Consider the following 20,411-nt stretch of genomic DNA (forward strand, 5'->3'; position numbering starts at 1 on the left):
CCCACTTACACAAACGGAGTTTCAACATCCGCGGTATTGCGGCCGGTCGACCACATATGCTCAACTTTCCTCCACAAGAGCTTCACACTTGGAGCACGAGCATTCCGTGGCCACACCGAGGGGGGAAGGCGGCGGTCGTTCCACCGGGCCGGAGTTGGGGGTGGACCTCGCAAGGGACAGCGAGGTACACACCGGCCGGTGGAACGGCCGCCGCGAACATCACCGGCGGTGCCTGCCCCCGCCCTCCGCGTTCTCGGGCGCCGGTTCCGAAGCCGGCGCGACCGCCCCGGCCGCCCCGGCCGCCCGGCGGCGTCGGCGCAGGGCCCAGACGCCGGCCCCCAGCAGCGCGAACGTCCCGGCCGCGCCCTCGGCGAGGTGCAGGGCGAGTCCTTGCCGGACGCCGAACCGGGCGCCCCGGCCGCCGCCCGGACCGTCCTGTGCCGGGGCGCCGGGCTCGCGCTCGCGCCGCCCTCGCTCAGCGGATCGACCAGCGTGCCGACGGCCTGCGCCGAACGCCCGCGGCCGAAGCCCCAGTCGAGCAGCGCGGCCGTCTGCTCGTACACGCCGTTGCCGCCCGCGTCCGGGTGCATGACCGTGACCAGCAGTGTGCGGCCGCCGCGCGTGGCCGCACCGGTGAAGGTGTTGCCGGCGTGGCTGGTGTAGCCGTTCTTGACGCCGATGAGGCCGTCGTACGTCTTCAGGCCCCACGCCCCCGTCAGCAGGCGGTCGGTGTTCTGGATCTGGAAGGTCTTCTTGCCGCCCGCCGGGAAATCGGCCGTCCGCGTGCCGCAGTACGCGCGGAAGTCGTCGTCCTTCAGGCCGTGGCGGGCGAACAGGGTGAGGTCGTAGGCCGAGGAGAGCTGGCCCTTGTGGTCGAAGCCGTCGGGGCTGACCACATGGGTGTCCAGGGCCTGCAGGTCCTCGGCCCTGGCCTGCATCTCGGCGACCGTCTTGGCGACGCCGCCGTTCATGTGGGAGAGCACGTGCACGGCGTCGTTGCCGGAGCGCAGGAACACGCCCTGCCACAACTGCTCGACGGTGTAGGTGATGCCGGGCTTGATGCCGACGAGGCTGGAACCGGCCGGGATGTCGGCCAGGTCGGCGTCCGTGACCTTGTACCGCCCGTTGCGGTCGAACTTCTTCAGCACGGTGTCGGCGAACAGCATCTTCAGCGTGGACGCGGGCGCGAGGCGCCGGTGCGCGTTGAACGAGGCGAGGATCTCCCCGCTCGCGCAGTCGGCGATCATCCAGGAGCGGGCGGTGAGCTTCTTGGGCAGTCCGGACGCACCGCGCACCTGGACACCGGCGCGGGCCAGACGGTCGCCGCCGACGACCGTCGTCGCGGCGGCCTCGGTGGCCGTGGACAGGGGAAGGGCGGCGGCCGTCAGTCCGAGGACGGCACGTCGACTGAGCCGGGAACTTTCACGCACCCCGGGACCGTACACCGCGTCGAGCAGGGGCTTCGCGCCCCGGGGCCGGTACGGCTCGGAATTTGCCGCGTTATGAAAATCCCATGAGTTAGCCGGGTTTCCCCGTCCCTCAGGCAAGCCCTCCAAGGCTCGCCGTTCCCGGGTGGCGTCAGGGCGCGGGGCGCTGTCGCGTCACGCCTGCCCGGTCTCGAAGCGGGAGATCCGGCCGTCGTCCTCGACCGTGAACGTCCACTTGGTGCGCATCTCGCCCCAGGTGTCGTTGCGGTAGCGGGCGAGGAGGATGCGGCCGCCGCCGGACTCGTTGTCGACCTCCATGTGCCCGTGGGAGGTGAAGATCTCCCGGTCGATCCAGTCGGCGAGGTCACGGTCGGAGCCGTCGTCGGCCATGGTCGCGTCGGGGGCGAGCAGGGACATGAAGACGTCGCGGTCCTGGGCGTTGACGGCGTTGACGAAGGCCCGGACGGCCGGGTCGCTGAGCTTGGCTGGCTGAATCGTCATGGCGCCAGGCTCACATCGCTCCCCCGGCCCCGCCACCGGAACGCCACCCGAACGCCGCCCAGGGCGGGCCGACGGGTGCCGGACCTGCCACGGTGGATACGCGGCACCCGTCCGTATCCGTCCGCACGTCTCTGCATGGGAGTCACCGTGAGCTGTTTCGACCGGCGTGACCTCGGCCTGCTCCTCCTCCGGCTCGGCACCGGCGGTGTGCTGGCCGCGCACGGCGCGCAGAAGCTGTTCGGCTGGTTCGGCGGACACGGGCTGGAGGGCACGGGCCAGTTCATGGAGTCCGTCGGCTACGCGCCGGGCAGGGCGAGCGCCACGGCGGCGGGCCTCGCGGAGACCGGCGGCGGTGCGCTGCTGGCCCTGGGCCTGGCCACACCGGCGGCGGGCGCGGCGGCGGCCGGCGCGATGGCGGGTGCGGCGGCGGTCCACATGCCCAACGGCTTCTTCGCCCAGGAGGGCGGCTACGAGTACGCGGCGACCCTGGGCCTCGCGGCGGCCGGCCTGGCGATCACGGGTCCCGGCCGGCTCTCCCTCGACCACGCCCTCGGCCACGTCTTCGACCGCGGCTGGATGGTCCCGGCCGCCCTGGGCGTCACGGCCGCGGCGACGGCGGTGGTGGTGGGCGCCCGCACGAAGCGCCTCCGTGCCCTGAAGACGGGCGAACAGGAAGCGCTGTTCGAGGAGTTCGAGGAGTAGGGGGTACGGCCACTCCCCCGAGGCCGGACGGCGAGAAGCGGCCCGAAGGACCATGGGCGGGTCCGACGGCATGGCAGGCTGCCGGGCATGACGGACGACCGTGACTCCACTCCCCCCGCTCCCCTCTGGCCGACGATCGACGCGCTCTGGTCGCGTCTGGAGGCGACGCGCGTGCATGCCGGTGAGGAAGGCGTTCTGTTGCGCATCCTCAAACTGTCGGAGGAGGTCGGCGAGGTCGCGGAGGCGGTGATCGGCGCGACGGGCCAGAACCCGCGCAAGGGGACCACCCACACCTGGGACGACGTCCGGTCCGAACTCTGCGACGTGGCGATCACGGCCCTGGTGGCCCTGCGCACCCTGACCCCGGAAGCGGAACAGGTCTTCCAAACCCACCTGAAAAGAGTCCACACCCGCCCCCTCCACCCGACGGAGTGAACTCCGCTCTCACCGCTCCCCCTGATCGTTTCTGCAGGTCAGAGGATCGTTTCTTGATCACTCAATAGGGGCCGATCCAGCCCGGACCGGCAACCGCCCGCCCCCTCCCCCGGTTGTCCCAGGTGCTCGGCAGGAGACCACCGGGAGGGACCACCTTGGCCATGCATCACCTCACGCGCCTCACCACGACGCTGGCGGCAGCGGGAGCACTGATGAAGATCCCGACGGGCTGCATGTTCACGCACATCATCCGCGGCAGCGGCAGGAACATCACCTACCAGAACGCCGGCGTCGACTGCGCCTTCGTCGCGGCCCTCAGCAGCGGCTTCTGCAACTGGCGCATCGACTTCACCTACGCCGACACCGACAACCGCACGTACCGCACAGCGAGTGCAAGATCGACCCGATGCGGAGCAACTCTCCACAGAAGCTGCGTCGTTATGGCAAGGCGTGCGCGCATCTCTTCGTCAACGGAGTGCGCCGCGTGAGCCAGTGCCACCACATCACGAAGTGAGTCCGTCATGACCGACCAGCAGCAGACCGAGGATCTGGACCAGGTGTGGGAGGTGCGGCGGCGGTGGGTCGGGATCGTCGCGTTTCTGTTCGGGGCCGGGGTCGTGCTCGGGTTCTTCGGCTTCTGGCCCGGGCTTCCGCATGTCGTCGACTGGGGGGCCGTACTCGTGGCCGTCCTCGTCGGCGCGGTCGCCCGGTGGGCAGCTCAGGGGTGGGTGAACAGGCTGGCACGACGCAGGGCGCCGTAGGCGGCAGACGAGTCGGGCTGTACGCCGGGTTCTGTTCCTCGGGTCCCTCGCGGGGCCCGGGGCGACGGCCATCCATCTAGGACCGACGTTGCCGTCGGCCTCGTGCGGTCTACCCGCGGACTCGGGCGGGCAGCCCTCGAACGTCCGCGCAGAGACACCGAGGTGTCTCCTCTTGACCTTGCTCCGGGTGGGGTTTACCTAGCTGCCCAGGTCACCCTAGGCACTGGTGGTCTCTTACACCACCGTTTCACCCTTACCGAGGACCGAGGTCCCCGGCGGTCTGCTTTCTGTGGCACTGTCCCGCGGGTCACCCCGGGTGGCCGTTGGCCACCACCCTGCCCTGTGGAGCCCGGACGTTCCTCGGGAAGCCCCCTAGGGGGACTCCACGCGGCCGTCCGCCCGGCTCGTCTGCCGTGTCGACCATGGTACCGGGCGCCCGGCCCGCCGCGGACCGGCGGCGGCCGTCGCCAGGACCGAGCCCGTCAGGATCAGGGCGAAGGCCGCGAGGACCGTCGGCGTCAGCGACTCCCTCAGGAACAGGGCACCGGCCGCCACCGCCACTGCCGGGTTGACGTACGTGATGACCGTCGACCGCGTCGGGCCCACCTCCCTGATCAGCTCCAGGAAGGCCACGAAGGCCACCGCCGTGCAGACCACGCCCAGCCCGGCCAGCGCGGCCAGTGCCTGCCCGGACGGGACGGAGGCGGGACGGGTGACCACGGCCACGGGGGCGTAGACGAGGGCCGCCAGGGACAGGCAGGCCGCGGTCAGGTGCAGGGAGGGGACGTCCCTGAGCCGGCGGGCGGCGATCAGCGGCGCCGTCGCGTACCCGACGACCGTCAGCAGGACCTCGGCCAGCGAGCGGGCGTCGCCGCCGGTCAGATGCGGCAGGGTCAGGACCGTCACACCGGCGAGACCGAGAGCGAGTCCGGTGACGCGGCGCGCCCCCAGGTGCTCGGTGTCGCCCAGCACCCGGGCGGCGATCACGCCCACGATCGGCACCCCCGCGATCAGCAGGCCGGCCGTCGAGCTGGACAGGTGCCGTTCGGCGTCGGTGAGGGTGAACCAGGGCACGACGATCTCCAGACCCGCGAAGGCGAGCATGGGACGCCAGTGGGCGCGTACGGATTCCCGCAGACCGCCCTGGCGCAGGGCGAACGGGAGCAGGAGCGCGGCGCCCAGCGCGCAGCGCGTGAACACCACCACCGGCGGGGAGACCTCGCCCACCGCCACCTTGATCATCAGATAGGGGATGCCCCACACCACTCCCATCAGGGAGAAGAGGAACCAGCCGCGTGCAGTCATGCGCCGAGTCTCGGCCGCCGCCTCAGCGGGTGTCTTGAACGCTGTTGCGGTAGGCCGCGGGGGTCACTCCGAGCACGCGGCGGAACCAGCGCGTCAGATGGGCCTGGTCGGCGAAGCCCACGAGCGGCGCCACCTCCGCGGGGCGCAGCCCGGCGGCGAGCAGCGCGCGGGCCCGGCTCACCCGGTGCTGCGCGAGCCAGGCGTACGGCGGTATCCCCATCGTCGTGCGGAAGGCCCGCAGGAGCTGGTAGCGGGACAGGCCCAGGTCGGTGGCGAGGGAGGCCAGCGTGGGCGGCGCGGTGAGTTCGTCGGCGAGGCGGTCGCGGACGGTGTGGGCGATCGCGCTCGCGCCGGGGATCAGGCCGGAGACGGGCCGTGCCGTCGAGTGCCGGCGGGCCAGCGCGGTCAGCAGCCAGGGCAGGCGGGACTCGGCTTCCAGCGGGTCGGGGCAGGCACTGAGCTCGGTGTGGGCCAGGCGGAGCGCGGCGGCGAGTTCGGGGTCGTCGAGAAGCGGTTCACGGAAGTACGGCAGGCCGCACAGGGTGCCGTCGGCCAGCAGCGACGGCTCGGCGTAGAGCGCGCGGTAGGCGTAGCCGTCGGTGCTGTTGCCGGGGCCGCCGGTGTGCATCTCGCCGGGGTCGAGCACGACGATGGTGCCGGGGCCGGTGCGGATGTGGCCGCCCCGGTAGTCGATCACCTCGGAGCCGCCTACGCAGACGCCGACGGTGTACTCCTCGTGGGCGTGCGGGGCGTAGACGTGGCTCCGGAAGCTCGCGGTCAGGAGGTCGAGCGGCGGGCCGCAGCGGCCCAGCCGCGCCCGCGTCCACAGCGCCTGTTCCGCCATCGGACTCCCCCTCGCCTCGTGCCGGGCCCTAGGTGCCTGTCGTTTGGATCAGGCCCGCGTCGCGGGGCGTGGCACGCCCCGCTCGGGTCGGCAGACAAGGCACCGTGGGCCAGGCCGGCCTGATCCAAACGACAGGCCCTAGGGGTGCAACGCCTTCAGGCCCCGTTTCCATGCCGCGTCCAGGTCGGCGCCGTCGGGAAACCGGCCGTGGATCTCCAGGATCACCATCCCGTGGGCGAACGCCCAGGTGGCCCGGGCCAGGTCGATGTCACCGCCGCAGGCGCGGAGCAGGGGGAGCGCGGCCCGGTCCTCCAGGCCCGCGGGGAGTTCGGCGCGGGGCAGCGGGCGTTCGGTGGCGAGCCGGTACAGGTGGGGGTGGGCGAGGGCGTGGTCGCGGTAGGCGTCGGCGAGCGCGTCGAGGGAGCCGGGGGCGCGGGCCTCGACGGCCTCCAGCGCCTCGGCGGTCTCGGTGAGGAGTTGCGCGGTGAGTTCCACCTCGACGGCGTGCTTGTCGGGGAAGTGCTTGTAGAGGGACGGCGCCTTGATGCCGAGGCGGTCGGCGAGGGTGCGCATGGTGAGCCGGTCGGGCCCGGACTCCTCCAGGAGTTCGCGGGCGGCCGACGCGATCTCCCGCGCCCTCGGGGTGAGCCGCGGGGCCGTCGCCCCGTCGGCCGTCGTCCACTCGGCCACGCCGGAAACCCTTCTAGGCTCTCGCCCGGATTCTTGCTCGGCCACGCCGGCAGCCCTCCTCGTCTCTCGCCCGGTTTCTCGGCCGGCCACCGCCGAAGCCGGTCCCGGTCCTCGCTCAGCCACGCTGGAAGCCCGCCTCGGTGCGCAGTCCGTAGCCGAAGGCGCGATCGTACGAGATGTGGGCGATCCAGCCGCACAGGGCCGCGAAGGCGGGCGGCCAGTCGATCGGCAGGACCGTGTAGGCGACCATCAGCGCGAACGGGACCAGGGCGCGGTGCATCGCGTTGTAGTACGGCACCGCGCGCGGCGGCAGCTGCCCCCTGGCCATGCGGGGGGCGTCGCCCAGGCCGACAAGGAACGTCAGGTCCGGCGCCACGAGGAAGAGCAGGGCGAGGCCGCCGGCGAGCCAGCCGTGGTTCACGCCCTCCAGCACGGCGAACGCCGACCAGAACAGCGCGCCGGCCAGCCACGCGGCGCGGCGCAGGACGGTGCGGGTGGAACGGGGTGCGGTGGTGGTGACCGTTGCCGCCATGGCTGCCTCCCAGGTCGTACGGCGCCCTCCCGACTGGCTAACGCCGTTAGCCACGACGGTACGGCTAACAGCGTTAGCCGTCAAGGGGTGGCGGGACTCGTGCCGCGACGGGGCGTTCAGGCCGGGGCGAAGAGGATCTTCGACGTGCGGGGGTCGGCCCGGGTCAGGCGCACGCGCAGGCGTTCGCCGAGGGGAAGGCGCTCGCCCTCGATGCGGCCGACGACCGCCGGGGACTCCAGCTGGACCGTCCCCACGGTCGGCCGGTGCTCCTCGACGTCCACCACGCAGCCGTCGAAGACGTCCCCGACCCGGTCCTTCAGCAGGGCCGCCTCGACGATGTCGACGCACTCCCGCTCGACCGTGCCGGCGAGCTGCGCACCCTCGGCCATCCGGCGGGGCAGGGCGTCGAGGACGGCCCGCACCCAGTCCGGCGGCTCCTGCCCGGCCACCGCGGCGAGGCAGATCTCGGAGGCGTGGCGGTCGACGAGGCGGCGCAGCGGGGCGGTGCAGTGGGCGTAGGGGGCGGCGACGGCGGAGTGCGTGGTGATCGCGGGCAGAACGCCGTCGCGGAAGGGGGTGTAGCGGGCGCCGCGCAGGAGCGTCGTGCACTCCTGGAGGAAGGCCGCGTGGCGCGGCTCGTGCGGGTCGAGGGTGCGGATCAGGGCCGCGTACGAGACGTGGTGCGGCCAGTCGATGTGCAGGGCGGTCGCGGTGCGGCGCAGGCGGGCCACCGCGCCGTCGGGTGCGGCGGGCAGGGTGCGCAGGATGCCGGTACCGTGGGCGAGCATCAGCTCGGCGGCCGCCATGCCGGTGAGCAGGGAGAGCTGGGCGTTCCAGCCGTCGGCGGGCAGCGGGGCGCGGTAGCCGAGCTCGTAGGTGTGGTCGTGCTCGGTGATCTCCTGCTCGGGCACGTTGAGGGAGATCCCTCCGCGTTCCACCTCCAGCCGCTCCCGCGCCGTGCCGACCTCCCGGAGCAGCGCGACGGGCTCCTCGGCCGTCCCGGAGTCGATCGCCCGCTGCACGCCCGCGTAGTCGAGCTTGGCGCGGCTGCGCACGAGGGCCCGGCGTACGTCGACGGCGAGGGTGCGGCCCTCGCCGTCCAGGTCGATCGTCCACAGCACGGCCGGGCGGGTCCGGTCCGGCAGCAGGCTGGCGGCGCCCTCGCTGAGCACGACGGGGTGCAGGGGGACCTTCTCGTCCGGGAAGTAGAGGGTGTTCACCCGCCGGTGCGCCTCCGCGTCCAGGGCACCGCCGGGCGCGACGAAGGCGGCGACGTCGGCGATGGCGTACCGCACCCGGTGGCCGTTGCCCCGCCGGGAGAGGTGGGTGGCCTGGTCGAGGTCGGTGGAGGCGGGCGGGTCGAGGGTGAAGAAGGGGATGTCCGTGGCGTCGTACGGCGGCGGCGTGGGCGCCTTGGCCGCGCGTTCGGCCTCCGCCAGGACCTCCGGCGGGAAGTCCCCGGGGACGCCGAGTCCGGCGCGCAGCGCGGCGAGGGCTGCCCGGAGGGGTGCCTCGGGGGCGCCGGTCACGCGGATCCTGCGGCGGGGCATACAGCGAGCGTAGGTCGGGGTGGGGCCCCCGGCACGCCGTACGCTGTCGCGGAGGTCTACGTGAGGAGTTCGTGTTGCTGGTCCTGCTGCCGCCCTCTGAAGGCAAGGCGAGTGCGGGCGGGGGCGCCCCGCTGGAGATCGGGTCGCTGTCCCTGCCGGGGCTGTCGGCCGCGCGGGAGGCCGTGTTCACGGAGCTGGTCGAGCTCTGCTCGGGGGACGAGGAGAAGGCGCGCGAGGTGCTCGGGCTGAGCGAGGGCCTGCGCGGCGAGGTCGCGAAGAACGCCGGGCTGCCGACGGCCGGCGCCCGACCTGCCGGAGAGGTCTACACCGGCGTCCTCTACGACGCCCTGGGCCTCGCCACGCTGGACACGGCGGCGCGGCGGCGCGCGGCGGACTCGCTGCTGGTCTTCTCGGGTCTGTGGGGCGCGGTGCGGGTGACGGACCGCATCCCCTCCTACCGCTGCTCGATGGGGGTGAAGCTGCCCGGGCTCGGCGCGCTGGCCGGGCACTGGCGGGCGCCGATGGCCGAGGTGCTGCCCGGGGCGGCGGGCGACGGACTGGTGCTGGACCTGCGGTCCTCGGCCTACGCGGCGGCCTGGCGGCCCAAGGGCGAGGTGGCGGGGCGGACGGCGACGGTACGGGTGCTGCACGCGCCGACCCGGAAGGTGGTCAGCCACTTCAACAAGGCGACCAAGGGGCGGATGGTACGGAGTCTGCTGACGGCCGGGGCCGCGCCCCGGGACCCCGCCGAGCTGGTGGAGACGCTGCGGGGGCTCGGGTACGTCGTGGAGGCGGAGGCACCGGGGAAGGCGGGCAAGGCGTGGTCCCTGGACGTGCTGGTGGAGGAGATCCACTGAGCCGACCGCCCCGCCGAGGCGCCGGTGTTCCGCACGGGCGTTGCATCATGCGCAACGCTCATTGCGAGCAGTGCAGCCTCTGGGCACGATGAGGGCATGACCTCGCCGCTGCCCTGCCCCTCCCCTGCCTCCGTGCTCGATCTCGCGCCCGTCGTGCCCGTCGTGGTGCTCTCCGACCCCGCCGACGCCGTACCGCTCGCACGGGCCCTGGTGGCGGGCGGGCTGCCCGCGATCGAGGTGACGCTGCGGACCCCGGCGGCGCCCGAGGCCATCCGGGCCGTCGCCACCGAGGTACCGGACGCGGTGGTCGGGGCGGGCACGGTGATCACGCCGGAGCAGGTGGACGCGTGTGTGGCCGCCGGGGCGCGGTTCCTGGTGAGCCCGGGGTGGACCGAGGCGCTGCTGACGGCGATGCGCGGGTCCGGGGTGCCGTTCCTGCCGGGGGTGTCGACCACCTCGGAGGTGGTGGCCCTGCTGGAGCGCGGGGTGCGGGAGATGAAGTTCTTCCCCGCGCAGGCGGCGGGCGGGACGGCCTATCTGAGGTCGCTGGCGGGACCCCTGCCGCAGGCCCGCTTCTGCCCGACCGGCGGGATCGGCGCGGCGACCGCGGCGGAGTACCTGGCGCTGCCCAACGTCGGCTGCGTGGGCGGCAGCTGGATGGTCCCGGCGGACGCGGTGGCCGCCGGGGACTGGGCCCGGATCGAGGAGCTGGCGCGGGCCGCGGCCGGGCTCAGGGGCGCAGGTGGGACGTCTCGTTGAACAGCCGTACGCTCGCGTTGCCGTCGGCGTAGTACGCCACCGCCGACAGGGACGCCGCCGAGAGCTCCATCCGGAACAGCGACTCGGGCGGTGCGCCCAGGGCGAGGCGGACGAAGGTCTTGATCGGCGTGACGTGGGTGACCAGCAGGACCGTGCGGCCGGCGTGGGCCGCGACCAGTTTGTCCCGGGTGGCGGCGATCCGGTGGGCCGTCTCGGCGAAGCTCTCGCCGCCGCCGGTGGGGTGCGCCTCCGGGTCGGCGAGCCAGGCGTTCAGGTCCTCCGGGTGGCGCTCGCGGACCTCGCCGAAGGTCAGGCCCTCCCAGGCGCCGAAGTCGGTCTCGCGCAGGCCGTCGTCGACCGTGACGTCCAGGCCCAGGCGGGCCGCGACGATACCGGCGGTCTCCCGGGTGCGGGCGAGCGGGGACGCCACGACGGCCTGGACGGTGCCGCGCCGCGCGAGTGCCTCGGCGACGCGCCGGGCCTGCTCGCGGCCCGCGTCGGAGAGGGAGGGGTCGGTACCGCCGCTGCCGGAGAAGCGCTTCTGGGGGGTGAGCGGGGTCTCGCCGTGCCGGAGCAGGACGAAGGTGGCGGGGGCGCCGAGATCGGGGGCACTGCTCCACCCCGGCGCGGACGGCTGCCGCCCGCTGACGGGAAGCGCCTCGGCAGCCGCCCCGCTCGCGGCGGCGGACGCCGGCTGCCGCGCGGTCGTCGCCGCGTCGGACGACCCGCCGCCGGCCGCCTCAGTCGCCGACGACTGTCCGGCGAACGACGATCCCGGACCGCTGCCGGCCTGCGCGGCGGACTCGGCGGGGCCACCGCTCGCGGAGGCACCGGACGCCGGACGGGACGGACCGCCGGCGGCCGCCTCGGTGGGCGACGGTCCCGTGGGCGACGCCGGACCGGCGGCCGGTGCCTCGGCGGGCGTCGGCCGTGCCGGAGTGGCCCGTCCCTCGGCGAGAGCCGCCCGGGCCCTCGCCGCGCCCGCGGTCGCGTCGCCGGGCGGACCCGTCGGCTCCGGGGCCGCCGGTGGGGTGTCCAGGGCGGCCCGGGACCGGGACGGGGACCACTGCTCGCCCTTGGCACCCGCGTCCATCGCCTCGTTGGCCAGCCGGTCGGCGTGCTTGTTGCGCTCCCGGGGGATCCACTCGTAGAACACCTGGTCCGGCGGGAGGACGGCCCTCGCCTCGGTCGCCAGCGGCTTCATCGCGGGGTGCTTGATCTTCCAGCGGCCCGACATCTGCTCGATGACGAGCTTGGAGTCCATCCGGACGTGGACCCGCGCGGCGGGGTCGAGGGCGTGGGCGGCGCGCAGTCCCGCGAGGAGACCGCGGTACTCGGCGACGTTGTTCGTGGCGACGCCGATGTACTCGGCCGCCTCCGTCAGGGTCTCCCCCGTCGCCGCGTCGCTCACCACGGCGCCGTACCCGGCCGGCCCCGGGTTGCCCCGCGACCCGCCGTCGGCCTCGACGATGAACTCCCGCACGCCCAACGCCCCCTACTCCCCTACAGACCCGACTCGGCCGTGCGCACCAGGATGCGGCGGCAGTTCTCGCAGCGGACCACCGTGTCCGGCGCCGCCGCGCGGACCTCGTTCAGCTCGGTGATGGCCAGCTCCTGGCGGCAGCCCTGGCAGGTGCGGGCGTACAGCTTCGCCGCGCCGATGCCGCCCTGCTGCTCGCGCAGCTTGTCGTACAGCTTGAGCAGGTCGGCCGGGACGGAGGCCGCGACGACCTCGCGCTCCTTGGTCACGGACGCCACCTCGCCGTCGATCTCCTCGAACGCGGCGTCCCGGCGGCCGGTCGCGTCGTCGATCTTCGCCTGCACGGAGGCGACCCGCCCGGTCAGCTCGGTCACCCGCTCCTGCGCGCTCTCGCGGCGCTCCATGACCTCCAGGACGACGTCCTCCAGGTCACCCTGGCGCTTGGCGAGGGAGGCGATCTCGTGCTGGAGGTTGGACAGGTCCTTCGGCGAGGTGACCGCGCCGGAGTCCAGCCGCTGCTGGTCGCGGGCGGCGCGCCGGCGCACCTGGTCCACGTCCTGCTCGGCCTTGGTCTGCTCGCGGGCGGTGTCGCTCTCCTCGGTCTGCGCGGCGACCAGCAGGTCGCGCAGCTGCGTGAGGTCCTTGTTCAGCGACGTGATCTCGGTGTGCTCGGGCAGGGACTTCCGCTTGTGCGCCAGCTGCTGCAGGCGGACGTCGAGGGCCTGGACGTCGAGGAGTCGGATCTGGTCGGCGGGCGCGGCGTTCAGTTGGGGGCTCCCGGGTACTGGTTGGGGACGGAGGACGCCGCGTGGGCGGTCCAGGGGTCGGTGACCGTCTTGGAGACATGGACCCTGAGGTCCCAGCCGTGACGGTCGGAGATCTCGTCGAGCTGGCTCGCGGCCAGCTCGCACCAGGGCCACTCGGTGGCCCAGTGCGCCGCGTCGAGCAGCGCGAGAGGACTGTGGGCGACGGCCTCGCTCACCGGGTGGTGGCGCAGGTCGGCGGTGAGGAAGGCGTCCACACCGGCCGCGCGGACCTGGTCGAAGAGGCTGTCGCCGGAACCGCCGCTGACGGCGATCGTGCGGACGACGGCCTCGGGGTCGCCGGCCACCCGGACGCCCTGCGCGGTGGCGGGCAGCCGCTCGGCGGCGCGGGCGGCCAGTTCGCGGACGGTGAGCGGGTGGTCGAGTTCGCAGACGCGGCCGAGGCCCCGGCGGCCCTCCGGGTCCGTCGGGTCCGGCACGAGGGGCCGTACGACGCGGAGGTCGAGGGCGCCGGCGAGGGCGTCGGAGACGCCCGGGTCGGCGGTGTCGGCGTTGGTGTGGGCCACGTGCAGCGCGATGTCGTTCTTGATCAGCGTGTGCACGACCCGGCCCTTGAAGTGCGTGGCCGCGACCGTGGTGGTCCCCCGCAGATAGAGCGGGTGGTGGGTGATAAGCAGGTCGGCGCCGAGCTTCACCGCCTCGTCGACGATCTCCCGGACGGGGTCGACGGCGAACAGGACCCGGGTGACCTCCTGGTCGGGGTCGCCCACGACCGTGCCGACCGCGTCCCAGGACTCGGCCCGCTCGGCGGGCCACAGGTTCTCCAGCGCGGCGATGACTTCAGACAGACGGGGCACGGGAAAAGGCTACCTGGCCGTTCGGCGCGGCCGTACCGCGTGCGCCCGGTCCGGCCCCGCTCAGCACAGCGGCCCCGGTTCCCTCAGGCGAATCGCTTCTGCACCACCCGTATGTGTGAAGGGGGGACGGCCCGTCCCACGTCTGTGCGTGCGAAAACTAGCTTCGTCGCCGGAGGTGACCGAACCATGACGGCCTGTGCGATCGAAACCCCGTCGACCGGCGCGGAAGACGGTGGGACGGGATGCGCTCTCACGGCGGACGGCGCGTACGCCGCCCGGCTCGCGCTGGACGGTGACTCCTGGTTCCCCGAGCGCTGGACGCTGGACAGCCCGGAGCCGTACGCCGTCCCGCTGCCCGGCAACCAGCCCGAGGAGCCCGGCACCCAGGTGCAGCCCATGAGCGACGGCCGGGTGCTGATCCACCGGCTGGTGGAGCGGCGGCACGTCTTCGCGCTGCTGTACCCGACCGGGCCCGGCACGGGCGAGCTGCCGCTGGGCGCGGTGGAGTGCCCCGAGCCCGGCACCCGGTTCACGCTGCTGCCGCCGGCGCCGGGGGCACGCGGGCGTACGCCCTGGCCGTCGGCGCGCGTTCCAGCGTGGTGTGGCTGGTGGCGGGCGGGGCGTTCGGTCCCGAGCGGCTCGCCGAGGTGCCGGGGCGCTGCTCGGGCGGGGTGTGGCTGGACGGCGCCGGGCGGATGCTGGCGCTGGACCGGGAACTGGGCGGGCGCACCAAGACGGTCGTGGTCGACCTGGAGCGCGTGGAGGTCTCTCCCCTGCTGCAGATCGCGGAGGGCAGCGACGACCGGCTGCTGCTCGCCGACCTCGACAGCGGGCTGCTGCTGATCTCCTCCGACGCGCCCTCGCCGGGGCGCCCGCGGCTGGGCTGGGGGGTGCTCGGCAGCACGCTGCCGGTGCGCTTCCCGGAGTGCCTGCGGGTGCCGGACTGCACGGTGACGCCGTTCGCGATCCAGCCGGGGCAGGTGCTGATGCCGGAGAACTGCGCGGTGGCGCTGCGCGTCGAGGGCGAGTTCGGCGGCTGGGTGTGCGTCTGGCGGCCGGCCGAGCGGCAGGTGTGTCATCTCCCGGCTCCCGAGGGGTGGCTGGCGGGCGCCGGGGTGTGGACGCGGGACGGGGTGCTGCGGCTGCCGTACGTCACGCGGGAGACTCCGTGCGGTGTCGCGGAGCTGACGGTGCCCCGGGGTGAAGCGGGGGTACCGCGGGACACCGGTCCGGCGGGTGCGGTCCCGGACGGCACGGGCGGCGGGGTGCCCGAGGCGTCCCGCGAGGCACCGGAACCGGGCTCCGCGGAGCCGGTGACGGCCCGTCCGGTTCCGTTGCAGCAGGCACCCCTGGGGCGTCTTGTAACGAAGTAGTGCCGGTCGGCGTGTGCGCCTGGATTCGGCCCGTGGTGTGTTGGTTACACTCGCCCGGCTGTACGAAAGATCATGTTGACGGGGTGAATACGTCCGATGAGCGACACCAGCACGACGGAGCAGCTGTCCGTGGATTCCCAGGGGACCGGCCACGGCCGGCACCGCGGGCCGGTCGCGGCCCAGGAGAACGAGACGGCTCCGCACGGCCGGCACCGCAAGCCGGTCCAGGAGACGGCCGAGGCGGCTGCCTGACGGTCGTACCAGTGAAGAGGGGGGCGCCCGCCGGGCGTCCCCCTCGTCTCTTTCCCGCTGCCGTCAGGCCCGCTTGAGACCGAGCACCTCGGCCGCCGCGAAGGTCTCGCCCGGCGGCCGCCGCGCGTAGTGCGGGGTGAGCAGCGCGTCGAGTTCGTCGTACGTGAACGTCTCCTGCTTGCTGTCGAACTTGGCCTGCACCCGCGGCCGTTCCATCGCGGCGATCATTCCGCCGTGCACGACGAGCAGCTGGCCGTTGATCCGCGCGGCGGCCGGTGAGGCCAGGTAGCCGACGAGCGGGGCCACATGCTCGGGGGCCAGCGGGTCCAGGCCCTCGTCCGGCCGTCCGAACCCGGCGAAGACGTCCTCGGTCATCCGGGTCCGGGCGCGCGGGCAGATCGCGTTGGCCGTGACGCCGTACTTGGCGAGGGCGAGCGCGGTGGAGGTGGTCAGGCCGACGATCCCGCCCTTGGCCGCCGCGTAGTTGGGCTGCCCGGCGGATCCGGCGAGGAACGCCTCCGAGGAGGTGTTCACGATCCGCCCGTACACCGGCCCGCCGGCCGCCTTGGACCGCTCCCGCCAGTGCGCGGCGGCGAAGCGGGTGGTGTTGAAGTGTCCTTTGAGGTGGACGCGGATCACCGAGTCCCACTCGTCCTCGGTCATGGAGAAGACCATGCGGTCGCGCAGGATGCCGGCGTTGTTGACGAGCACGTCCAGGGCGCCGAACTCGGCGACCGCCAGCCCGACCAGTTCCTCGGCCTGCCGGAGGTCGGCGACGTCCCCTGTGTGCGCGACGGCCCGGCCGCCCAGCTCGCGGATCTCGGCGGCGACCTGCTCGGCGGGGCCCGCGGAGGCCTCGCCGGTGCCGTCGCGGCCGGGCTGCCCGTAGTCGTTGACGACGACGGCCGCGCCGAGCCGGGCGAGTTCCCGCGCCTCGGCCCGGCCGAGTCCGCGCCCGGCACCGGTGACGATCGCGGAGAGCCCCTGAAGTGGCAGTGACATGCGCGGTGTCCTCAGATCTCGATGCAGGTACGCAGGGCGGTCCCGGTACGCATCTGGTCGAGTGCCTCGTTGATCTCCGCCAGCCGCACCCGATGGGTGATCAGGCCGGCCAGGTCGACGCGGCCGGCCCGCCACAGGGCGATCGTCCGCTCGTAGGAGCGCAGGACGTCACCGCCGCCGTACATGGACGGCAGGATGCGCTTCTCGTCGAAGAACAGCTCGAACATGTTGAGCTGGAGGAAGTCGTCCATGGCGCCCGCGCCGACCACGACGAGGGTGCCGCCGCGCCGGGTGTTCTCGTAGGCGGTGCGGGCGGTGGCGGACCTGCCGACGACCTCGAAGACGTAGTCGAAGCCCTCGCCGCCGGTGACCTCCTGCTTGGCGCCGGCCAGCTCCTCCGGGGAGACCGCCCGGGTGGCGCCGAACCGCAGGGCCGACTCGCGCCGGGAGGCGACCGGGTCGACGGCGACGATCTCGGCGGCGCCCTTCAGCCGCGCGCCCTGCACCGCGGAGATGCCGACGCCGCCGCAGCCGATGACGGCGACCGACGAACCGGCCTCCACGTCGGCGGTGTTGAGCGCGGCACCGAGTCCGGTCGTGACTCCGCAGCCGATCAGCGCGGCGATGTCGAAGGGCACGTCGTCCGGGATCGGGACCGCGCAGCCGGCGTCGACGACGACCTCCTCGGCGAAGATGCCGGTGCCGGCGAAGCCGAAGACGTCACCGCCGGAGCGCCGGAAGTTGGGGGTGCCCGCGTTCATGAAGCCGGCCAGGCACAGCTCGGTCTGCCCCCGCTTGCACGCCGGGCAGGCGCCGCAGGCGGGCAGCCAGCAGATGACGACCCGGTCGCCGGGCTTCAGGTGCCGTACGCCCTCGCCCACTTCGAGGACCTCGCCCGCGCCCTCGTGGCCGGGGACGAAGGGGGCGGGCTGGGGCAGCACTCCGTTCATCGCGGACAGGTCCGAGTGGCACAGTCCGGCGGCGCGGACCCGGACCCTGACCCTGCCGGGGCCGAAGCCCGTCGCCTCGACGTCGTCGAGGACCTCCAGCTTTTCCTGGCCGATCTCGTGCACTACGGCTGCGCGCATGGTGCGGCTCCCCTCTGGCGGTGGGCTGGCTCAGGAGTGTTCGACGACGGTGTCGGCGAGGACGGGCGCGTCGTCCCGCTCGACGGCGCTCACGGCCACCCGGACGCTTCCCTCCTGCCGCCACATGCGGATCCGCAGGGTCTCCCCCGGGTACACGACACCGGCGAAGCGGGTGGTGTACGACCGCACCCGGCTCACGTCTCCGCCGAGCAGGGTGTCCACGACCGCCTTGAGCGTGATGCCGTAGGTGCACAGCCCGTGCAGGATGGGCCGTTCGAACCCGGCGACCTTCGCGAACTCGGGGTCGGCGTGCAGCGGGTTCCAGTCGCCGCAGAGGCGGTAGAGCAGGGCCTGGTCGGGGCGGATCCGCCGCTCGACGGTCCGCTCCGGCTCGCCGGTGGGCGCTTCGAGACGGGTGCTCGGGCCGCGGTCGCCGCCGAAGCCGCCCTCTCCGCGCAGGAAGATCTGGGCGTCGTTGGTCCACAGCGGCCCGTCGGCGTCGGCGACGTCGGTGCGCAGCACGAGCACGGCCGCCTTGCCCTTGTCGTGGACGGCGGCGACGCGGTGGCTGATGGTGGCGGCGCCCTGGGCCGGGATCGGGCGGTGGACGGTCAGCGTCTGGCCGCCGTGCAGGACGCGCGCGAGGTCGACCTCGATGCCCGGCATGGACAGCCCGCTGATCACCCCCGGTGCGCCGGCGCCCGCGACGGTCGCGAAGCTCGGCAGGACGTGCAGCCGTGATTCCAGGGTGTAGCGCAGCTCGTCGGGGTCGGTGGCAGGGGTGCCGGCGCCGATGCCGAGGTGGTAGAGCAGCACGTCCTTCTGGTTCCAGCTGATCTCGCCGGTCCGGGGTTCGGCGGCGAGGGCCTTGGCTGCGTCGATGGGCATGGGGCTCCTGACAGGTCTCAAGACCCCGGCACGGCCGTCCGCACCGTCGGCCGCACCGAGGTCGCCACGGGCCGACCTAGAACGCGTTCCAGTCCGGCGCCCCCTGTATAGCCGAGCGCTCCACAGTTGTGAAGGCTCCTGACGCCGTGTCAGGTACCGCGGGGCGGTGACATTTGTACTGCCGGGATCCGTACAACCGCATCTGCCGGGGACGGGCCCGGTTCCGTACCGTCGACTCCGTACGCAGTGCCGTCGCCCGCCGTGGTGCGGGGCGACCGACCGGGGGAGACGAGGATGACGAGGTGGCGGGCGATGAGGTGCCGGATGGCGGCCTGGCGGGCGGAGGGGAAGCAGTGGCGCACCGAGCACCGGCGGTCCGAGGCGGCGCGGCGGGCCGCCCGGAAGGGCGGCGGGACGCCGGACACCGAGCACGCGGGACCGCCGCCCACCGGCTTCTCCCTGCTGCCGTGGCTGCTGCTGGGCCTCGGGTCCTTCTCCAACCTGCTCCAGGGCAGGACGCCCGACCCGTGGATCGGCGGCCTGGGTCTGCTGGCCTTCAACTCGCTGTACATCTACGTCACCTTCCGCTCCTTCGACCGCTGCCGGCGCGAGGCGGCCTCCACCCGGGTCGCGCTCGGTCTGATGGGCCTGCTCACCACCGGCCTGGCCCTCGGGTACGGCGGTGACTGGCTGACGTTCTTCCCGCTGCTGGGCCTCGCGGCGGGCGCCAGTCTGCGCGGCCCCTGGCTGGGACGCACCGGCCTGCTGCTCGCCCTGTACGCGGGCGCCGTCTCCTATGTGCGCGGCGGCTGGGGCGACGCGTCGACCATCGGGTACGCCACCTTCATCTCCAGCATGGTGACCGCCGCCATCCTCGGTCTGTCCGAGGCCGTGCGGGAGTTGCGCGCCGCCCGCGAGGAGCTGGCCCGCCGGGCGGTGGAGAAGGAGCGGCTGCGCTTCTCCCGCGATCTGCACGACCTGCTCGGGCACACCCTGTCGGTGATCGTGGTGAAGTCGGAGGCGGCCCGGCGGCTGGCCCCGGGGGACATGGACGCCGCGCTGGCGCAGATCACGGACATCGAGTCGGTGGGGCGGCAGGCGCTCACCGAGATCCGCGAGGCGGTCACCGGCTACCGCGAGGGCAGTCTGGCCACCGAGCTGACCCGGGCCTGCTCGGCGCTGTCCGCGGCGGGCGTGGAACCGGTGGTCCGCCGGAGCGGGGCGCCGCTCGCCCCGCAGGCCGAGGTACTGCTCGGCTGGGTGGTGCGCGAGGCCGTCACCAACGTGGTCCGGCACAGCGACGCCGCCCGCTGCGAGATCACCGTCGAGGGTGCCGACGAGCACGTACGGCTCCGGGTCACCGACGACGGCAGCGGGGAGGCCGCGGACCGGCCCGCTCAGGGCATCGGCGGTACCGGCCTGACGGGCCTCACCGAGCGCCTCGCGGCGGCGGGCGGCTCCCTCAGCGCCGGCCGGTCACCGCAGGGGGCTTCACGGTGACCGCGGAACTTCCCGTCGGCTCGGAGGAGTTGACGGCGGTGGCGGTCACCGCGCCCGCCGCGGGCTGACCAGCCGGTGGCGCCCCGACCGCACCGGGCCGGGGCGGCTCCCCCACGGGCCCCGGCGCACCCGCGCGGAAGCCTCCGGCGCGGCAGGATCCCCCTTCCTCACACGGCCCTAGGCTGAGCCCATGAACGAGTCGCCCCGGGACCACCGGCCCGGCAAGTGCATCCGGGTACTGCTCGCCGAGGACCAGGGCATGATGCGTGGCGCGCTCGCCCTGCTGCTCGGCATGGAGGCGGACATCGAGGTCGTGGCCCAGCTCTCCTCGGGCGACGTCATCGTGGACTCCGTGCTCACCCACCGCCCCGACGTGGCCCTGCTGGACATCGAACTGCCGGGCATGAGCGGGCTGGACGCCGCGGCGGCGCTGCGGACGGAGGCGCCGGACTGCCGGGTACTGATCCTCACCACCTTCGGCCGGCCCGGCTATCTGCGGCGGGCCATGGAGGCCGGGGCGGCCGGGTTCCTCGTGAAGGACGGGCCGGTGGAGGAACTCGCCGCGGCGATCCGGCGCGTGCTCACCGGGGAGACGGTGGTCGACCCGGCGCTCGCCGCCGCCGCGCTCAGCGCCGGGCCGAATCCGCTGACGGCCCGCGAGCGGGAGGTGCTGACGGCGTCGGTGGACGGGGCGACGGTCGCCGACATCGCCGGCCGGCTCCATCTGTCCGAGTCCACCGTCCGCAACTACCTGTCCGCGGCGATCGGCAAGACGGGCACCCGCAACCGGACGGAGGCGGTACGGGAGGCCCGGCAGCGGGGGTGGTTGTGACCGGGTCTTCTT

Annotated in this window: 20 protein-coding genes, 1 other RNA gene and 3 pseudogenes; 10 read left to right on the forward strand and 14 right to left on the reverse strand. The window is 73.8% G+C overall.

Features of this window, described 5'->3' with window-relative positions; translation table 11 throughout:
- Positions 1–5 precede the first annotated feature (5 nt).
- Together N8I86_RS12715 and N8I86_RS12720 are read right to left on the reverse strand one after the other, a co-directional pair.
- Positions 6–1,430, reverse strand: a complete 1,425-nt coding sequence (locus N8I86_RS12715) for a D-alanyl-D-alanine carboxypeptidase family protein (protein ID WP_404830804.1) — start codon at positions 1,428–1,430, stop codon at positions 6–8.
- A gap of 171 nt (positions 1,431–1,601) precedes the next feature.
- The gene (locus N8I86_RS12720; RefSeq protein WP_073893396.1) at positions 1,602–1,928 is read right to left on the reverse strand and encodes a hypothetical protein; all 327 of its coding nucleotides are present in this window, start codon (positions 1,926–1,928) and stop codon (positions 1,602–1,604) included.
- A 147-nt stretch (positions 1,929–2,075) separates the two neighbouring features.
- Here N8I86_RS12720 and N8I86_RS12725 point away from each other — a divergent pair, with 147 nt between their 5' ends.
- From N8I86_RS12725 to N8I86_RS12740, 4 genes are all read left to right on the forward strand, one after another.
- Positions 2,076–2,630, forward strand: a complete 555-nt coding sequence (locus N8I86_RS12725; protein WP_073894122.1) for a DoxX family protein — start codon at positions 2,076–2,078, stop codon at positions 2,628–2,630.
- Positions 2,631–2,717: 87 nt separating this feature from the next.
- Positions 2,718–3,065, forward strand: coding sequence for a MazG-like family protein (locus tag N8I86_RS12730; protein ID WP_073893399.1), 348 nt, complete (start codon positions 2,718–2,720; stop codon positions 3,063–3,065).
- Positions 3,066–3,226: 161 nt separating this feature from the next.
- Positions 3,227–3,553 carry a hypothetical protein gene (locus N8I86_RS12735; protein WP_263277797.1) on the forward strand — a complete coding sequence of 109 codons (327 nt, stop codon included), beginning with the start codon at positions 3,227–3,229 and terminating at the stop codon, positions 3,551–3,553.
- Positions 3,554–3,586: 33 nt separating this feature from the next.
- Positions 3,587–3,826: a hypothetical protein gene (locus N8I86_RS12740; protein ID WP_073893402.1), complete on the forward strand. Its 240-nt coding sequence runs from the start codon at positions 3,587–3,589 to the stop codon at positions 3,824–3,826.
- 4 nt (positions 3,827–3,830) lie between these two features.
- Here the strand turns inward: N8I86_RS12740 and rnpB are convergent.
- From rnpB to N8I86_RS12775, 6 genes and pseudogenes are all read right to left on the reverse strand, one after another.
- An RNA gene (gene rnpB, locus N8I86_RS12745) (RNase P RNA component class A) lies at positions 3,831–4,233 on the reverse strand.
- Positions 4,234–4,351: 118 nt separating this feature from the next.
- A pseudogene (locus N8I86_RS39340) lies at positions 4,352–5,131 on the reverse strand (DMT family transporter); the annotation flags it as partial.
- A 22-nt stretch (positions 5,132–5,153) separates the two neighbouring features.
- Positions 5,154–5,975: an AraC family transcriptional regulator gene (locus N8I86_RS12760; RefSeq protein WP_263277799.1), complete on the reverse strand. Its 822-nt coding sequence runs from the start codon at positions 5,973–5,975 to the stop codon at positions 5,154–5,156.
- 138 nt (positions 5,976–6,113) lie between these two features.
- Positions 6,114–6,665: a TetR/AcrR family transcriptional regulator gene (locus N8I86_RS12765; RefSeq protein WP_073893408.1), complete on the reverse strand. Its 552-nt coding sequence runs from the start codon at positions 6,663–6,665 to the stop codon at positions 6,114–6,116.
- 115 nt (positions 6,666–6,780) lie between these two features.
- Positions 6,781–7,197, reverse strand: a complete 417-nt coding sequence (locus N8I86_RS12770) for a DUF4260 family protein (protein ID WP_185091397.1) — start codon at positions 7,195–7,197, stop codon at positions 6,781–6,783.
- 116 nt (positions 7,198–7,313) lie between these two features.
- Positions 7,314–8,747, reverse strand: a complete 1,434-nt coding sequence (locus N8I86_RS12775; protein WP_263277800.1) for an RNB domain-containing ribonuclease — start codon at positions 8,745–8,747, stop codon at positions 7,314–7,316.
- Positions 8,748–8,821: 74 nt separating this feature from the next.
- On the opposite strand from N8I86_RS12775, the gene yaaA reads away from it, so the two are divergent.
- Together yaaA and eda are read left to right on the forward strand one after the other, a co-directional pair.
- Positions 8,822–9,604, forward strand: a complete 783-nt coding sequence (gene yaaA, locus N8I86_RS12780) for a peroxide stress protein YaaA (RefSeq protein WP_073893416.1) — start codon at positions 8,822–8,824, stop codon at positions 9,602–9,604.
- Positions 9,605–9,700: 96 nt separating this feature from the next.
- Positions 9,701–10,363 (forward strand): bifunctional 4-hydroxy-2-oxoglutarate aldolase/2-dehydro-3-deoxy-phosphogluconate aldolase, encoded by a 663-nt coding sequence (eda, locus tag N8I86_RS12785; protein ID WP_263277801.1) that lies wholly within the window; start codon positions 9,701–9,703, stop codon positions 10,361–10,363.
- Here the strand turns inward: eda and N8I86_RS12790 are convergent.
- From N8I86_RS12790 to N8I86_RS12800, 3 genes are read right to left on the reverse strand one after another with little or no spacing between them, the layout of a single operon-like run.
- Positions 10,335–11,846 (reverse strand): bifunctional RNase H/acid phosphatase, encoded by a 1,512-nt coding sequence (locus tag N8I86_RS12790; RefSeq protein ID WP_263277802.1) that lies wholly within the window; start codon positions 11,844–11,846, stop codon positions 10,335–10,337. The genes eda and N8I86_RS12790 overlap by 29 nt on opposite strands.
- A 20-nt stretch (positions 11,847–11,866) precedes the next feature.
- The gene (locus tag N8I86_RS12795; protein ID WP_123439727.1) at positions 11,867–12,610 is read right to left on the reverse strand and encodes a zinc ribbon domain-containing protein; all 744 of its coding nucleotides are present in this window, start codon (positions 12,608–12,610) and stop codon (positions 11,867–11,869) included.
- A complete protein-coding gene (locus tag N8I86_RS12800; protein WP_263277803.1) occupies positions 12,607–13,464 on the reverse strand; it encodes a Nif3-like dinuclear metal center hexameric protein in 858 nt (285 codons plus the stop codon). The genes N8I86_RS12795 and N8I86_RS12800 overlap by 4 nt, the downstream gene beginning before the upstream one ends.
- Before the next feature lie 186 nt (positions 13,465–13,650).
- Between N8I86_RS12800 and N8I86_RS12805 the strand changes: the two are divergent.
- Positions 13,651–14,837 (forward strand): annotated as a pseudogene (locus N8I86_RS12805) (hypothetical protein).
- 96 nt (positions 14,838–14,933) lie between these two features.
- Entirely contained in the window at positions 14,934–15,089 is a 156-nt protein-coding gene (locus N8I86_RS12810; RefSeq protein ID WP_185091396.1) for a hypothetical protein, read from the forward strand.
- A 63-nt stretch (positions 15,090–15,152) separates the two neighbouring features.
- On the opposite strand, the gene N8I86_RS12815 is transcribed toward N8I86_RS12810, so the two are convergent.
- Genes N8I86_RS12815 through N8I86_RS12825 form a run of 3 tightly spaced genes read right to left on the reverse strand, consistent with a single transcriptional unit; the run spans position 15,153 to position 18,067 of the window.
- Positions 15,153–16,091, reverse strand: coding sequence for a 3-oxoacyl-ACP reductase (locus tag N8I86_RS12815; protein WP_263277804.1), 939 nt, complete (start codon positions 16,089–16,091; stop codon positions 15,153–15,155).
- Positions 16,092–16,102: 11 nt separating this feature from the next.
- A complete protein-coding gene (locus tag N8I86_RS12820) occupies positions 16,103–17,179 on the reverse strand; it encodes a Zn-dependent alcohol dehydrogenase (RefSeq protein WP_263277805.1) in 1,077 nt (358 codons plus the stop codon).
- Positions 17,180–17,209: 30 nt separating this feature from the next.
- Positions 17,210–18,067: a MaoC/PaaZ C-terminal domain-containing protein gene (locus N8I86_RS12825; RefSeq protein ID WP_263277806.1), complete on the reverse strand. Its 858-nt coding sequence runs from the start codon at positions 18,065–18,067 to the stop codon at positions 17,210–17,212.
- 294 nt (positions 18,068–18,361) lie between these two features.
- Between N8I86_RS12825 and N8I86_RS12830 the strand changes: the two are divergent.
- A pseudogene (locus N8I86_RS12830) lies at positions 18,362–19,761 on the forward strand (sensor histidine kinase).
- Positions 19,758–20,399, forward strand: a complete 642-nt coding sequence (locus N8I86_RS12835; protein ID WP_073893441.1) for a response regulator transcription factor — start codon at positions 19,758–19,760, stop codon at positions 20,397–20,399. The pseudogene N8I86_RS12830 and the gene N8I86_RS12835 overlap by 4 nt, the downstream one beginning before the upstream one ends.
- Positions 20,400–20,411 lie beyond the last annotated feature (12 nt).

It is taken from the genome of Streptomyces albidicamelliae (assembly GCF_025642175.1).
In the GTDB taxonomy this organism is placed as follows: Bacteria; Actinomycetota; Actinomycetes; order Streptomycetales; family Streptomycetaceae; genus Streptomyces; species Streptomyces albidocamelliae.